Genomic DNA, 16,411 nt, shown 5'->3' on the forward strand with positions numbered 1-16,411 from the left:
AAATTGATTTACTTTACAGTACCAATATCGAAATAATGCGTTTTAAAACCATAGTACCCCTGCTTTTTGTACTGTATTTGATCCCTATAGGGTTAAAGGCACAGGATCAGGCCCAAAAGCAAGCCACGCCTCCACCGATAAAAAACGCGGTGACTAACCTGGAAAAATCGCTGATAGAAAATGACGACAGTAAGATTGCTCGCAATTATGAGCTGCTGGCCCGGGAACTTGTAGATAAGGATGATCCGGGAAAGGCAGAGGAATACCTGCTTAAAGCATTGGAAATTTATACTAATGCAAAAGATGTAACGGGCAGGCCAAGGGTAATACGGAATATTGCCATACTACAGGAATCTCAAAATAAATTGCGCGCAGCCACTCAAAACTTTAAAACCGCAAGGGAAGAATCTACGGATAAAATCTCGGCAACGCTGAATTATAACGACTACAACCGGCTTAAAAAACGGGGCAACACAGAAGCGGAAAACAAATACCTGGATGACAATATCTTCCTGCTTAAAAAACAGGGCAAAAAAGGAGAAGTCGCCGACGCTTACATCCAGCAAGCCCAATTGAACCTTAAAAGCAGCGATAGCATTATAGCCCTCGAAAAATACCAGTCGGCACTGCCGTATGCAAAGGACATCCCGGGGAAGACGATAAAAATATATGGCGAAATCGCTAAGATACATGTTGCCGCAAAACGTTTTGATGAGGCTGTTCCCGTTGTGGAGGAATTATTGGCTGTAGCTAAAAAAATCAGGGACACTGACATTGAGATTATCCAGCTTCGTTACCTGGCTACCCTCTATTTTGAAATGGGCGACACCGAAAACGCCGTTACATCATTAAAAGAATCCTATAAAATAGCCATTGCCGGCGGAAAAACATTTGAGGCTAAAGAAAGCCTGATGCAGCTTGCCAGTCACTACAGGTCATTGGGGGAGAATGAGGCAACCATGGCGCTATATGAGGAGTTTCTGGGCAATCTCGACCGTATTATACTCTCCGACAGCTCTTTAACGGATGCCAAGACATTCAGGGTAACCGAAGAAAGGATTCGCGGGCTGGAAAATGAAAAGATGTTTAAAGACGAGCTCATCACCCGTAAAAACACCTTCAATTATTTCCTGCTGGGCTCGATGGTATTGCTGTTGCTACTATTCGGGTTGATCGTAAAGGCTTTGTATTCCATCAAAACAAAGAACAAGGAAATCGCCCTCCAGTCGTTACGCCGCGAAATGAACCCTCACTTTTTGTTCAACAGCCTTAATAGCGTTAACCAGTTCATTGCGCAAAACAATGAGTTGCAGGCTAATAAATACCTTACCTCCTACTCCAACCTGATGCGGAATACCATGGAAAATTCCAACAAGGATTTTGTAACTTTGGGCAACGAGATAGAGAACCTTACGCAATACCTAGACCTGGAGCACCTCCGGTTCAAGGATAAATTTGATTTCAGGATAAAAGTCGATGAAAAGCTGGATCCCGAATCGCTTTGGGTACCCAACATGATCATCCAGCCGCATCTTGAAAATGCCATCTGGCACGGGCTGCGCTATAAAGAAACCAAAGGGCTGCTGAAACTGACCTTTCTGCTCGAAGGAAAAAACATGGTGATCTTAGTTGATGATGATGGCATTGGTCCGACCAAAAGCCAGGAACTGAAAACCCATAACCAAAAAGTGCACACCTCGCGGGGTCTGACCAATACAACCGAGCGCATGACACTGATAAATGAATTGTATAAAACCAAAATAGCCTTTTCTATGACCGAGAAAGAGGCTCCTGAAACCGGTACGGTTATCCGTATCACATTCCCCATAATAAACAGGCCATGATGAGTTTTTCTAAAATAAGAAGCGTAATAGTAGAAGATGAAACTGCCGCCCGCGAGGTGCTGCGAAGCTACCTGACCAAATACTGCCCACAGGTAGAGATCGTTGGCGAGGCGCAAAACAGCCGCGAAGCTATACCGCTACTGCATGAACTTGAGCCACAACTGGTTTTCCTGGATGTCGAGATGCCATTCGGCAATGCTTTCGATGTGCTTGAAGCCTGCGGCGACCTGACTTTCGAAACCATATTTGTTACCGCCTTTTCAGAATATTCGCTAAAAGCCCTGAACCAAAGTGCAGCCTATTACCTGCTGAAGCCCATTAGCATTGAAGAGCTTATTGTTGCCGTGAACAAGGTACAACAGGAGGTGATGAATAAAGAGCTGTTCAACCGGAACAAGGTGATCGTGGAGAACTTCAGGGAGCCGAAACCGGAGAAACAGCAGGTAATCCTCCCAACTATGGAGGGTTTTGAGATCGTAAAGATGGAAGAGATCGTACGCCTGAAAGGCAACGGTAATTTTACTGACCTCTACCTTATCAATGGCACTAAAAAAATGGCATGCCGCTTCCTGAAGCACTTTTCGGATATGCTGCCACTACCTTTTATAAGGGTACACAAATCGCATATCGTGAACCTCAATTTTATAAAACGTTACAATAAAGGCGGCTACATCACCCTTGAAGATGGCGCGGAGGTAGAGATATCGCCTACGTACAAGGAGGATTTTCTGAGGAATTTTAAGTGATTAGAATGCAATTTACATTTTCTTGATTTATATTTTAATTTCTAAAACATACTTTCCATTGTCAATTGTAAGATTCACATCATCTTTGAAAATTTGTTTTTCCACGGGAGTTAAACCGAAAGCATGCTCAAAAGCATTTTGTCTAAATCTATTTAATTGTTCATACTTTATAACTTCATGAAGTAATAAATTTTCAAATTCTGTTTGCAAACGGACGTTATGCATTCCACTATTATCTGTTCCAATTACTATATCTACATTTTCTTTCTCACATGCTGAAAATATTTTTTTAAAATTTTCATCATTATAATCTTCAAAAGTTCCACATTTAAAATAAGTTGTAGGACAAACTTCAAGACAAATATTATTTTGCTTCAAAAATGGAAGATATGAAGGATATTTTAATGGAATCTGTATTCCATGCCCTATTCTATCTAAGTATTGAATCAATTCCAACATTCTATCCGGAGTATCTTCTGTTTCGAAGATATGTGCAGTTGTCCGAAGTTTTTCTTCTTTTGCTCTCTTAAAATTATTCAAAATTTCATCATACCTGTCCGAATAATTTTTTTCACCGCCAGCAATATCTAAGCCATGAACTATATTTAATTTATTCATCTCAATAGCCAAATCTAAAATTGCACTATTAACATTAGGACTATAAGTTGGTTGAGAATGCATACAAAGTATTTGTCGTATGATTATCGGATATTGATTTTTTCCACCTCCAGTATATTTTTTTATGTATTCATCCATCTTAAGAACTATGACCCGCATTTCGGCAATCCTTTCCTTTTCCTCCTTTAATTTATTAGTCCGCCCATAAGGACAATGTCTAATTTCTATATAAGATAAGTTTTCAAATTCATAGGCTCCTCGCATTAGCCGTTGGATAAAATACTCAAGTCTATCTAATTTCTGAAGTGGTTCGACCAATTTATGCATCTTCAAGTAATCATCTAAGTTATTGCGTTTCTGATCAAAGAAATTCTGAAACGAATAAAAATCTTTAAACTCCTTTTTAAGTTCATCGGATTTATCGTCAACCGTCACTTTGTGCCAAATCATTCTTGGACTAATCGATCCGCCAAAATGTAAATGCAATTCAGCATAAGGAGTCTTTGAAAAATGAAAAGTATCTTTTTCTTTCATAATTTAAATATTACTATTGAACTTAATCTCAAATTAACATAATATTTAAATTCATAAGGAGACTTGTCGTTGTATTTATTCAAATATCCATATTTTGTCTATACTTTTTGCCGATACCGTTTAAAAGTAACGCGAAATGAAAACAAAAAAGCCGCAGGCACCGCCCACAGCTTTTCAAAATAAAGTCAAAGATTTTCTAATTCTTCTCAAAAACAAGATAATCCGTCCCGCCATTGCCGCCGCTTACATCCCTTAGCTTTATCCTTACTCCAGAGCGCTCCTGTATCTCCCAGTCGTCTGTCAGGTCGGTAAACATATCAGGGCTGGAAAAAACGATATTAAAATCGATATCATTACTGCTGCCGTTATCGTCATCACTGCTGTCATCATTGGTCACAGTCCATAGCCCGTTAATAGTATTAGTGCCGTCTGTAGCCGTAAGCACGTTGTTTTCATCAAACGTAAAGTTGAAGCTTGTAAAATGGTTCGTCTCGTTGTTGCCATCGTCAGTAAAGCTGGTAATCCTCCAGGTGCCCGACTTCATAGTGTTGATCACAGCAGTAGGGTCGGCATTTACAGATGCTGATGCACTGTCGTCATCAGAGCACGATACCGCAGCAACGGAAAGCATCAGGGCTGCTAAAAGCAAATTTAGTCTTTTCATAAAAATGTATTAAGTATTAATTGTTTGAGTTGAGGCTAAGTTATATCCAATGCCAGCACATGCAATGCGATTTGTATTTTCTTTGGCATTCACGGCAAATATAGAAGCATCCCCGCCATTACAGCTGCCAATTGAGCAGGTATGCCCTATGGTTTACTATCCGACTGCGGGCATTTAGTATCCGTGCAGCAGGTAGCGCTGTAAATTCCACAAATAATTTTTAGGGTAATTACCTTCCCGCTTGTTTAGTTTTTTGTAATTTAACAGCCATTTTAGCAGCCCAAATGAAACAAAATTCGATGACAGGCATTTGTGAAGAGCTCACTTTTTCAAATTTCTTCAAAAGCCATGCAAAGACGTTGCGCAATTATCTTTTCTACAAATTCGGCAATGAAGAACAGGCAGAGGACGTAACCCAGGAGGCTTTTATAAAGCTTTGGGAAAATTGTGGCACCGTACCACCCGAAAAAGCAAAGTCGTTTCTTTATACCGTCGCCAATAATACCTCGCTAAACCATATTGCCCACCAAAAAGTAGTGCTTGACTTTAATAAAAAAAGCACAACACCAGTTACCGACACCCAAAGCCCGGAATTCCTGATGGAAGAGGAGCAGTTTAAAGTTAAGCTGCAAAAAGCCATAGCGGGCCTTTCGGAAGCACAGCGGAGCGCTTTCCTGCTGCACCGCATTGACGGAAAGAAATACCACGAAATAGCAGAGATACTGGACATCAGCGTTAAGGCAGTGGAAAAAAGGATACACGGCGCTTTACAGCAATTACGAAAAGATATTGACAATATAAGGTAGGGAATTTTGATGATTAGCTGTTATAGTAGTAATAAACAGGGAGTACAATGAAAGATGATGTTACATTAGCCAGGTGGCTAAACGATGAGATGGATGAAATGGAATTGAAAGATTTCATGGCATCTCCTGAGTTTGCGACCTATAAAAGGATACGCGAATACTCGGCACAGCTTACTGCGCCTGATGCAGATATGGACGCTTTATATGAATCTATAAGCCGTAATAAAAACAGGCAGGCAGCACCAAAAGTACGCCAGCTGAACCCATGGTTCCCACGGGTAGCCGCAATGCTCGTGCTTGCACTTGGGGCAGCCTTCTTCTTTTACACGACCAAAACCACTACCCAAATAGCTGATCTTGGCAAAAGGACAGAGTTCTTACTGCCTGATAATTCGGAAGTAGTGCTTAATTCAGGTTCGGAAGCAGAATACAAAACATGGAACTGGGATGGCAACCGTAAAATAGAATTAGACGGCGAGGCTTACTTTAAAGTAGCTAAAGGTGAAAAATTCGATGTAGTTACCGAAATGGGTACAGTTACCGTTGTGGGCACGCAATTTAACGTGAAAGCACGTGGCAGCCGTTTTGACGTGACCTGCTTTGAAGGTAAGGTAAAAGTAGCCAGCGGGAAGGAATCGATACTGCTTACCCCCGGGAAAAGCGTAGCATTCGTAAAAGGTAAAATGATGGCGGTAGCGGCAGAAGAAAATGCACCGGGATGGATCAGGTACGAGACTTCGTTTGCCAATGAACAGCCGCAAAACATAATCGATGAAATAGAGCGCCAGTACAACGTGGAAATAGAACTCAAAGCCACGCTTCCTAACGATGGAAAAGGTTTCACCGGTACGATCCCTATGAACGATATGGATACTGCCCTAGATATAGTTAAGACCATATATCACTTAAAGTCTGAAAAGACAGGCAACAAAATCATATTAACGTCTGAATGAGGTTAAACATCCGGCATTTTTTGCTGTTTAGTTGCTTTTTTTTTTTCGCCGCCAATTCATTTGGGCAGGACGAAAAGAAAAGTATTGAACTCAAAAAAATACTGGATGTTATTGCGCTGCAGCACAACGTAAAATTCAGCTATGCCGAAGAAGATATATTTGGGCACAGCATTTTTCCGCCCGCCGCTACACTTCCCCTTAAGGCAAAACTCATCTATATTTCGAACCGGACAAACCTTCTTTACAAAGAAAGCGGCGATTATATAATCATATATACCGGCAGGAAGAACGATTCCAAAAGGCTATGTGCCTATGTCATTGACGAATATGGACAGGGGATTGACAATGCGGTGATACAATATGCCGGCGACAAAAAGATAGTTACCGGGCGCGATGGTTACTTTGAACTTCAAAAGCCACTTAACGGCAACATCATTGTCGGCCAGATGGGTTTTGAATCGCGTATCATAAAACCACAGGACTTTTCCGGTGAAGATTGCAAGGAGATTGTCCTTAGCCTTGAGATGCTTGAGCTCAAAGAAGTTGTTACAGAGCGCTACCTTACAACAGGTATCTCTAAAAAGAAAGACGGCACCTTTAGCATCCGGCCCGATAAGTTCGGTATCCTCCCCGGGCTTATAGAACCCGATGTGCTTTTGGCAATGCAGCAACTACCAGGTATTAACAGCATTGACGAAACAGTATCGAACATCAACGTACGAGGCGGGGCGCACGACCAAAACCTCTTTATGTGGAACGGTATACGGCTTTTCCAGACAGGCCATTTCTTCGGGCTCATATCGGCTCTTAACCCCAACCTTGCCCACGAAATCAAAATATCAAAAAACGGTACTTCTGCTTTTTATGGCGAAAGCGTATCCAGCGCTGTAGACATTTCTTCACGCCCGGCAGATATTGGCAAAGGAACGGCAAGCGTTGGCAGCAATATGATCAGTACCGATTTTTACACCAAGGTAAAAGCAACTGAAAACGCTAATTTTGAAATATCGGCACGCCGCTCCTTTACGGATGTAATCGACCTTCCTACCTACAGCAAATATTCCAAAAGGATATTCCAGAATACCATTGTTACCGAGCTTAACAACAGTACCGATGTAAATTATAAAAGCGACAAAGAATTTTACTTTTATGATTTCACGGGGCAGTACCACCAGAAAATAGCCGACAAGAACGATATTTATGTCGATGTTATAGGCATCAACAACAGGCTCGATTTTACACAGGGTACAATAACAGAAACCAATGTGGTTACCGAAATAAGCAACCTGAGGCAGCTTACCCTGGGCGGTACCGCAGCATGGCGCAGGAAATGGAGCGACAGGCACAGCAGCGAGTTTGGCTTTTACGGCTCCTATTATAATGTTGACGGCACAAACGCATCTATCGAATTCAACCAGGTAACAAAGCAGGAAAATAAAATCCTCGATGCCGGATTCCGGTTAAGTGATTCCTACAGGCTAAACCCATTATTTAACCTGAAAACCGGTTACCAGTACAACGAGATAGGAATTAAGAACAGCGATAGGGTAAATGAGCCCGAGTATAGCCGCAGCGTAAAAGAAGTACTCCGCACGCACGCCCTTATCGGCGAATTGGAGTATGATTCCGAAGACAGGAAACTATATTCGCGTGCGGGCATAAGGGGTAATTATATTGAGCAGTTTGCAATGGCCTATGCCGAGCCAAGGCTACAGGTGACGTATATGCCTGATAATGCCTGGCAGATAGAATTCCTTGCAGAGCAAAAAAGCCAGACAGCATCGCAGATCGTAGAGCTACAGGGTGACTTTTTGGGAATAGAAAAACGCCGCTGGATATTGGCCAACGATAAAGACATACCCGTGCAGCGAAGCCGTCAGGCCTCTGTGGGCGTGACCTTTAAAGATAAAGGATGGCTGGTATCGCTGGAGAATTTTTATAAAAAAGTAAAAGGAATAACCACCTACGGGCAGGCCTTTCAGGATCAGCTGGAACTGGTACAGCAACAGGGCAGCTACACCATAGTTGGCACCGAGTTCCTTGTACAGAAACAGTTCAAAGGGTTCTACGCGTGGCTAAGCTATACCTGGAACGACAATAACTACAGCTTTAACGGCATTACACCGGATAGATTCCCGAGTAATTTTGAGATAAAGCATACCGTTAATAGTGCTGCTATTTACGAATGGCATAATTTTAAAATAGCGTTGGGCTCTAAATGGTATACCGGCAAGCCTGTTACCCTGCCTTTAAACACCGCAGCGGCTGATATAGCACCCAACGCTGCCGGAATAGCTTATGCATCACCGAATTCTGATAATATAGGGAATTTTTTCCAGGTGAATTTTTCTGCTTCCTATACCTGCAAAATACGTGATAAAGTGCGCCTTCAACTGGGTGTTTCGGTTCTCAATATTTTCAACAGGAGGAACATCATCAACCGTTACTACCGCCTGAATAATACCAGTGATGCGATAGAGGTAGTAAATACGTATTCGATAGAAAGGACACCGAATGCGCTTATAAAGTTGATTTTTTAGTAGTTTTTACAACCCGGTCAGTGCTACATGGCTTATTTTGAAATCGCTCCCCACATCCGTCACAATTACATCGGTACAAATGATCTGGTTATCAGAGGGCCAGATGTAGATATTCTTATAAAAAACAAATCCGCCCAAAGAGCGGATTTGCATTATTTGTAAATCTAAATTTATTTCTTTATAATCTTCCTTGTTGCGGTAAGGTTATTACTAAACTGCACTTTTACCATATAAATCCCGCTTTGCATTTGGGAAAGATCAATCTTCTCAGTTGTGCCTTCAAACACCGTCTGCCCGAGCGCATTGATAACCGTAACGGTTTTGATATGCTGGTCGCCGGTTTCTATTGTGGCAATATCGGCTACGGGATTCGGGTGGATATTGAAGGTGTTGTGCTCAAAATCGGGCGTGCCCAGTGTCTCGCTATACCCCTGCATATACACCGACATCGGGAAATAGCCCTGGCCGTCTACAAATTGCGCTTCCGGCACCTCGATCCTGAAGCTGTGCTCCCCTGCGGCAAGGTCGCCGAGATTTATAACGCGCGTAGGGATCTTATTACCCGGGCACCAGTTGTTCCAGCTCCACGAAGAATTGTTATTAGGCCTCCACGCCCAGGTACCATTGCTGTAGCAAATACGGTAAATACAGTTAAACTGCGTATTATATACACGGTAAGGTACACACGAAAGCCCTCCCGGTTTGTAATTGAATACCTCCGCGTCATCAAAATAGATAAAATGGTCGCGCCTCACGTATTCCTCACCACCCGGATTGGAACCATGGTTCGATGTTATAAGATACAGTTTGGCGTTTGGCACCGCTTCATCCAGCGTAAAGTTTATCGTACGCACAGTCTGGCCAATAGCGTCAGTGCCATCAAGCGTATAGTTCTTAAGTTCGTATTTGTACGAAAGCGGCTTAAAATGGTTCTCTCCCTGTACGAGGTTTGGATTATAGGTAGAAACAAGGTCCAAAGACCCCATATACACATCGTTCCTTCCGGTACATTCTGCAGGGTGGTCTGCCACTGCCCCACCCTGTGTAGGAGAGCCCTGGTAGCCGTAGACTTCAAACTCTATCCACAGGTCGTAAACAGAAGTAATGCTTTCATCATGCAGGATCTTCGTAATATTATCCAGTTGGAAAACATAAGGCGTTTCATAAGGATCCTCAACAGTCAGGTCCATAAACGGTGTAATGAACCTTCCCAATTCGATCCTCTGCACCGCATTGTACACATATTCGCCGTCTTTGGGCACAAATGCCAGGTTAATGTTGCCTATCCTGTCAAAATCATCGCAAAGCGGCGACAACGTTACGGTAAGTGTTAGCGTATTGCCAATAGAAGCAATATCCTCGTCGGTGAGCATCCTGCCGTAAGACGAATTGGTATTACGCACAGCATTAGCAGGCAATGGCTGATTTACAGTACCTTCGTACATGCTATAAAAAATAGCCTGATCAAAAAGAGCAAGGTTGTAGTCCTGCGCTGACGCAAAGAACGAAGCGAATAAAGTAAAAATAAGTAAAGTTCTTTTCATGTTGTGTAGTTTTAATGGGCGTAAATTAATGAAAATTTTCATAATCAGTTCATTACATCCACTAATAAGGTTACCCAAATACACGAAAAACACGAATTACCCTTTAAATGTTATATTTAAAACTGGAAGTAGATAAAAGGTTGTGGCCCGGCAGATGCTGCGGCAAATACCAGCCAGTACACAAGGCCTAATAAAACTCCTTTTACTATAAGCGGCGATTGGTCAAAACCTTTCTTCATGGCAATTGATATCCCTTCCGGCATGAAATGCCATACATAGCCTATCAGCATTAGCAGGAATACATTTTTGTATCCCATGATGATGATCTGCCATTGCGCAGGGTCGAAAGTAACATTGCCAATATTGTTGATAAGGTCGAGCGCTATAGAGAAATCTTTGGCACGGAAAAATATCCAGCAAAAAGCCACAAAATGGAATGTGAGCAGTACCGATATAAACGTCCACAGGCTTCCTAAAGCAGAAGGTTTTCCTCCTTTTTTAGAAGGGAAAAACTCGGAGAATAGCTTGTGTACCGCCAATGCAATGCCATGCAGCGCACCCCAGATGATAAAACGGAGGCTCGCACCATGCCAAAGCCCGCCGAGAAGCATCGTGGTGAGCAGGTTCACATTGGTGTACATTGTCTTCTCCTTATCTTTAGAAAAAAGGAAAGTCAGAGTAAATAGTAATAACCCCGAAATACTAATAATCAGTGGGATATTGCTTGTTGGCGCATAGGTAATTCCCCATACTATTAACCCGAAAAAGAACAATGCCGGGAACAAAAATCCTGCGAATGAGCCGTGACGGTTACCCCCTACAGAGATATAAAGGAAATCCTTTAGCCAGGTTGATAATGAGATATGCCATCTTCTCCAGAACTCGGTAATGGAGGCCGATTTATAAGGCGTACGGAAGTTGGTTGGCAGCTTAAAGCCGAGCAATAACGCTACGCCTATCGCCATGTCGCTATAGCCCGAGAAGTCGCAGTATATCTGTATGGTATAGCCATAAGCCGCCATAAGGTTTTCGAAAGCAGTATAGCTATTGGGCGCATCGAACACCCTGTCTACAAAGTTGATAGAGATATAATCGGATATGACCGTTTTTTTGATAAGTCCCCCGATTATAAGAAACAGCGCGTAGTTGATGTCCTGTTTGGTAACGTTCAGCTTGGCGTAGATCTGCGGGATGAAATCCTTTGCCCTTACGATAGGCCCTGCTACAAGCTGCGGGAAGAATGACACGAAAAACAGGTAATCGACGTAATTCTTTGCAGGAGTGATCTCCTTACGATAGATCTCTATAATATAGCTGATGGACTGGAACGTATAGAACGAGATACCTACCGGCAGCAGCACTTTATGAAAGGTGTAATTCCACCCGAAAAGGGTATTGGTGCCTTCTAATATGAAAGTAGTGTATTTAAAATAACCAAGGAATGTAAGGTTGACAATGACGCTGAACCACAGGTAAACCCTTCGCTGTATCGTCCGGTTTTCCCTGTACAGGAAGTAGCTGAGGGTATAATCGACTACCGAAGACAGCAGCAACAGCATGAAATAAGCGCCACTGGATTTATAGTAAAAGAACAGCGAGAAGCATATTACATAGACGATCCTTAGATGAAATGTCTTTCTCGTAAGGATATAGATGGCGTAAAAAACGGTGAACAGCCCGAGAAAAAGCGGCGTATTGAACAGCAACGGCGCTTCCGGATCGTATGTAAACCATCCTTCTACATCACTCCACGTTATATTGGGCAAATATTTTGAAAGCTCTGTCACTCCCTGTTGGTTTTAAAATTATCGTATGCTTTTAGCAATGCCTCTGTAAAAAGCATGCCCTGTTTCTCATATCCCGGTTTCGAATAATGCACCTTATCCCCTGCCATAAGCCCCTGCGCCGCATTCCTGTTTACACTGAAAAGCCCGCCCATTTCGGAGAACAGGTCCCATGAGGCATAGTCTTTGGCCGTTTCCTGCATCAGTATGCTTTTTGCATAACCAGCGGCAAAGGTATTTGGGTATTTCCTTTTGAACATTGATGGTGGCGGTGTCATTACCAGTATGCATACATCCGGATTTTTGGCTTTAGCCTTATTGATGAAAAGGTTGAGCTGCACAATAAAATCATCCGGAACCATTTTGTCGAAAGACTCATTAGTACCCAGCGATATGATAATAAGGTCGGGCTGCAACGCCGGAAGCTGCTCAAAGAACAACGGGTATTTGTTATAGTCAGATGCTTTGGCACCATTCACGCCTATGCTGTGATACAGCAGCCCCGGATCGTCCTTTTCAAGCACCAGGCCGCTCAGGGTGTATTCTTTCCTGTCGTTGTTGGGCAGCAGGTATATTTTAGAAAGTGCATCATCACTATGGTAGTAATTGCTCAGCGAATCGGCAGTAATGGGCAATAGTATAAATTCCGATCGCTTCACTTCCCTCTTCTGCAATTCATTCGTAGGTATCTTCAGCGATCTCCCTGCCCGTATGTTATCCGATTTCATGCCATTTGCCTTCTTCAGCTGCGAAACGGTCACGTTGTATTTATCGGCAATGCTGCCCAGCACTTCCCCGCTTTTAATCTTATGCGTGATCTTTTTCGGTACGGTCGATTCGAGCACAATGGTCTTGGAACTTGTGGCTACATCAAACCCAGGCGCATTGCCCGGCGTGATCATTTTCAGGGTATTGAATTGGTAAGCGGTGTCCCTGACATTGAGCTCTACTACAAAATTCTCCCTCGTTTCGAGTGCAATACCGCTAAGGCCAACTTCCATTCCGGCTTCAGGCGCATAAATAATACGGCGGCTGTTCCATGAGGCATTTGAGTTAAAGCGCACATTGTAACTGCCGTTGGTTTTTGCAAGCTGGTACGGAAAAGTAAACCCGCAGCCAGCGTTGCCAAAACGCGCCTGCAATGACTTGCGGATGATACCCGTCATCAGGTCGGCCTGGATGTGGGAATCGCCAATGTGTACGATGTTCACCTTACCGCCTTTCTGGCTCTCCAGAAAATATAACTTTTCGAAGAACAGCTTTAATGAAGAGCTATTGGTAATAATGTTATCGCCAACCACAATTTCGGTAGTATCGGCAACGATGCTGTCCATCACCACGGCAATAGAGTCTACCTGTGCGGTAGCTTTCGCGCCCAACAGCAGGCAAAATAGCAACAATACTATTTTACTGCGCATGGGTAGTATCTTTTTTACGGGTTATGGTGTCTTTCTTTATAACCGGTTTTTTCGCAGCAGGCGGTACCGTTTGAATTTTAGGTTGCTCTGTTTTCGGCTGTTCCGTTTTTGGCTGTTCTGTTGCCGGAGTTTCCGTTTGGGGAGCCGGTGTTGGCGCAACCGGTGTCTTGAAGCCCCTTAGCCTTTTGTATTGCTCGTAACCGCCATTGATCTGGTTCCAGATAAGGTCGGATACTTTTTTAGCCCCACGGAAATTGAAGTGGGTATAGTCTTTATTGGCCAATGCAGGGGCTTCATTATCTACCCATTTTACCATCGAGCCATCGCCCCCCATAAGGGTATAAAGGTTTACGTAAGCCGACTCCGTTTGTACAGCATATTTTTTCTGGGCACGGGTAAGCGGCACCACTGCCGAATCGGTTTTCATTTCGAGGCCGTACTTGGTCGATTTATCTGCGGTAGAGATAATGAGTATGTCCACACCCGGGAAACACCCCCTTAAATGCTCCACTACCCTCGCCATACGCTTTTCGTACCAGGTATAATTGAGTGAGCCATAATTCAAAACGTTGGTTCCGTAATGCAGCACGATAAGGTCATAGCCCAATTTGTCATTGAATGCCTTCATCACATTGGTATTGAACGAACCTATCGGAAGCCCGGAGTTGCCACGGTTGGAGAAATTATCCACATGGACTCCCCTGCCGTCATCAAAATTAAAGCCATAGAACGGGATAGAATCAGAGGCTATAAAATCAGCCTTGAACGCCTTGATCCCGCCATTGGCAATGCTTAGCGTGTTTACGGTGTTTACAGGATCCAGCCTTTTGCGAAGGGTATCTTTCCCTATGATCACATCAACAGATGCCGACCGGTTGCCCGACTTCCCATAAAACAGGGTTGGATTGTTCAATGCTGTCAAATGCTTTACATTGTTGGCTTTATAGCGTACCCATATCGGGTTTATGGTATCTCTCTTGGTAAAGAAAACATGGCCGTTCACACCAAAAGGGCTTCTCGGGTTCTTTACGTTCAGGTAGGATTGTGTTTTCCAGTTGGTCGAGAATTGGTGCGTGAGCGTGCTCCGTGATGGCGCCGACTCCGATGTGATGTTCACAAACCCCACACCTTCGCCGCCAAAGCGCTCCTGCAGGCTGGCCCTGAAGTCTTTTACGATAAGGTCGCCATCGGTCATGGAATCGCCGAAATAGGCGATACGTACCTTGCCCTGCTTTTTTGTTTCCAGCTGCAGCAGCTTTTCGTAAAAATTGACAAGGTGCTGGTAGCCTTTATAATCTTCAAAGGTCTCTGTTGGGAATTTGATGCCGTTGACCGCCTCAAAAACAATTTTCCTGTTATTGCTGAGCGTGTCATTCTCCACTTCGCCGCCATCAGCTTCAACGGCTTCGAGCATCATACTGTCGACAACCACGTTCTTTGACGTGCCGGTCTCTGTAAATATCTTGCGCGGGAGGACTTCCTTAAACGCCAGCAGCGCCATTATAGAAATAACTACAATGATAAATGACTGGAAAAAATAAGGTTTACCCTCACCGTGGGGCATGTCTTTTTTATTGGATGTATTTTCGGTATCGGGCATGTTCTCTTTCACAAAAAATGGGCTTTAAATTACATACGCTCCGGCACGCCGATTCCCAGCAGGCCGAAAGCCGATTTTATGGTTTCTCCCACTTTTTTGGAAAGCTGCACTTTGAATACCTTCAGGGAAGCATCTTCTTCTCCCAATATCGAAACGGCCTGGTAATACGAACTGAATTCTTTGGCAAGGTCATAAGCATACCCCGCGATAAGGGCAGGACTGTACTGATTTGCCGCATTCTGAATTATTGCCGGGAATGTTTCAAGCAATTTTATAAGTTCTTTTTCTTTCGGGTGAAGCGCGATATGCGAAACGGTTGGTGTAATATCGAATTCCGCTTTTCTGAGGATAGCACGTGTCCGCACATACGACATCTGGATGAACGGGCCTGAATCGCCATTGAAATCAATTGATTCTGACGGGTCGAAAAGTATCCGTTTTTTAGGGTCAACCTTAAGCATTTGGTATTTCAATGCGCCAAGGCCTATCGTTTTATAAAGTTCGGCTTTTTCTTCGTCAGTAGACCCTTCAAGCTTGCCCATCTCATCGGCAATGCTTTTGGCAGTAGCTACCATCTCGTCCATCAGGTCGTCAGCATCTACCACGGTACCCTCACGGCTTTTCATTTTCCCGGAAGGAAGGTCGACCATGCCATAAGACAGGTGGTACAGATTAGCGGCCCAGTCGAAACCAAGTTTTTTCAATATCAGGAACAGCACCTTGAAGTGGTAATCCTGCTCGTTGCCCACAGTGTATACCATTCCGCCCACATCGGGGAAATCTTTCACCCGTTGTATGGCAGTACCGATATCCTGTGTCATATAAACGGCAGTACCATCCGAACGCAGGACGATCTTACGGTCGAGGCCTTCATCGGTGAGGTCGATCCAAACCGAGCCATCCGCTTCTTTTTCAAAAACACCTTTGGCAAGGCCATCGGCTACGACATCTTTCCCTAACAGGTAAGTGTCGCTTTCGTAATAGTTCTTATCGAAGTTAACGCCAATATTTTTAAAGGATGTGTCAAAGCCTTCATATACCCAGCCGTTCATTTTGCTCCAAAGGGCAACGGTCGCTTCGTCGCCTGCTTCCCACTTAAGGAGCATCTCCCTAGCTAAAGTCATAAGTTCGGTACTATCCTTTGCTATGTCATAAACCAATGTCACCATTTCGGAAATTCGACCTTCAACAATAAGAATGGGTTTAAGAACAGCTTCAAATTGCTTTAATAACTTTTCAGTGTTTTGTTCTGATGTATCCCCCTTTAGTTGAGCAATAAGATTTGAAATCAATAAATCTTCAGATATATACCTTTGTAGAGCGGTAGTAAATTCAGTACTGATTTGATTCAAGGAGAGAA

At 43.5% G+C, this 16,411-nt stretch carries 12 protein-coding genes and 1 pseudogene; 5 read left to right on the forward strand and 8 right to left on the reverse strand.

Annotation, left to right across the window (positions count from 1 at the left end; genetic code table 11):
* Positions 1 to 35: 35 nt before the first annotated feature.
* Entirely contained in the window at positions 36 to 1,844 is a 1,809-nt protein-coding gene (locus AAEO56_RS13855; RefSeq protein WP_341697669.1) for a tetratricopeptide repeat-containing sensor histidine kinase, read from the forward strand.
* Complete coding sequence (locus AAEO56_RS13860) at positions 1,841 to 2,590, forward strand: LytR/AlgR family response regulator transcription factor (RefSeq protein WP_341697670.1); 750 nt, start codon at positions 1,841 to 1,843, stop codon at positions 2,588 to 2,590. Before AAEO56_RS13855 ends, AAEO56_RS13860 begins: the two co-directional genes overlap by 4 nt.
* Before the next feature lie 27 nt (positions 2,591 to 2,617).
* Here the strand turns inward: AAEO56_RS13860 and AAEO56_RS13865 are convergent, their stop codons facing one another.
* Positions 2,618 to 3,742: an amidohydrolase family protein gene (locus AAEO56_RS13865; RefSeq protein WP_341697671.1), complete on the reverse strand. Its 1,125-nt coding sequence runs from the start codon at positions 3,740 to 3,742 to the stop codon at positions 2,618 to 2,620.
* Between the two features lie 196 nt (positions 3,743 to 3,938).
* A complete protein-coding gene (locus tag AAEO56_RS13870) occupies positions 3,939 to 4,406 on the reverse strand; it encodes a hypothetical protein (protein WP_341697672.1) in 468 nt (155 codons plus the stop codon).
* A gap of 284 nt (positions 4,407 to 4,690) precedes the next feature.
* On the opposite strand from AAEO56_RS13870, the gene AAEO56_RS13875 reads away from it, so the two are divergent.
* From AAEO56_RS13875 to AAEO56_RS13885, 3 genes are read left to right on the forward strand one after another with little or no spacing between them, the layout of a single operon-like run.
* Positions 4,691 to 5,212 (forward strand): RNA polymerase sigma factor, encoded by a 522-nt coding sequence (locus AAEO56_RS13875; protein WP_341697673.1) that lies wholly within the window; start codon positions 4,691 to 4,693, stop codon positions 5,210 to 5,212.
* A 47-nt stretch (positions 5,213 to 5,259) separates the two neighbouring features.
* Positions 5,260 to 6,165, forward strand: a complete 906-nt coding sequence (locus tag AAEO56_RS13880; RefSeq protein WP_341697674.1) for a FecR family protein — start codon at positions 5,260 to 5,262, stop codon at positions 6,163 to 6,165.
* A complete protein-coding gene (locus AAEO56_RS13885) occupies positions 6,162 to 8,705 on the forward strand; it encodes a TonB-dependent receptor plug domain-containing protein (protein ID WP_341697675.1) in 2,544 nt (847 codons plus the stop codon). Before AAEO56_RS13880 ends, AAEO56_RS13885 begins: the two co-directional genes overlap by 4 nt.
* Positions 8,706 to 8,711: 6 nt before the next feature.
* Here the strand turns inward: AAEO56_RS13885 and AAEO56_RS13890 are convergent, their stop codons facing one another.
* The 6 genes and pseudogenes from AAEO56_RS13890 to argS all read right to left on the reverse strand — a co-directional run.
* Positions 8,712 to 8,858: a hypothetical protein gene (locus AAEO56_RS13890; RefSeq protein WP_341697676.1), complete on the reverse strand. Its 147-nt coding sequence runs from the start codon at positions 8,856 to 8,858 to the stop codon at positions 8,712 to 8,714.
* A gap of 17 nt (positions 8,859 to 8,875) precedes the next feature.
* Positions 8,876 to 10,249, reverse strand: coding sequence for a peptide-N-glycosidase F-related protein (locus AAEO56_RS13895; protein WP_341697677.1), 1,374 nt, complete (start codon positions 10,247 to 10,249; stop codon positions 8,876 to 8,878).
* Positions 10,250 to 10,365: 116 nt separating this feature from the next.
* A complete protein-coding gene (locus AAEO56_RS13900) occupies positions 10,366 to 12,036 on the reverse strand; it encodes an MBOAT family O-acyltransferase (protein WP_341697678.1) in 1,671 nt (556 codons plus the stop codon).
* Positions 12,033 to 13,451: a LysM peptidoglycan-binding domain-containing protein gene (locus AAEO56_RS13905; protein WP_341697679.1), complete on the reverse strand. Its 1,419-nt coding sequence runs from the start codon at positions 13,449 to 13,451 to the stop codon at positions 12,033 to 12,035. Before AAEO56_RS13905 ends, AAEO56_RS13900 begins: the two co-directional genes overlap by 4 nt.
* A complete protein-coding gene (locus AAEO56_RS13910) occupies positions 13,441 to 14,952 on the reverse strand; it encodes an SGNH/GDSL hydrolase family protein (RefSeq protein WP_407934966.1) in 1,512 nt (503 codons plus the stop codon). Before AAEO56_RS13910 ends, AAEO56_RS13905 begins: the two co-directional genes overlap by 11 nt.
* 128 nt (positions 14,953 to 15,080) lie before the next feature.
* Positions 15,081 to 16,202 (reverse strand): annotated as a pseudogene (gene argS, locus AAEO56_RS13915) (arginine--tRNA ligase); the annotation flags it as partial.
* Positions 16,203 to 16,411: the final 209 nt, after the last annotated feature.

Origin of the sequence: Flavobacterium arundinis, assembly GCF_038289855.1 — a bacterium.
Lineage (GTDB): Bacteria > Bacteroidota > Bacteroidia > Flavobacteriales > Flavobacteriaceae > Flavobacterium > Flavobacterium arundinis.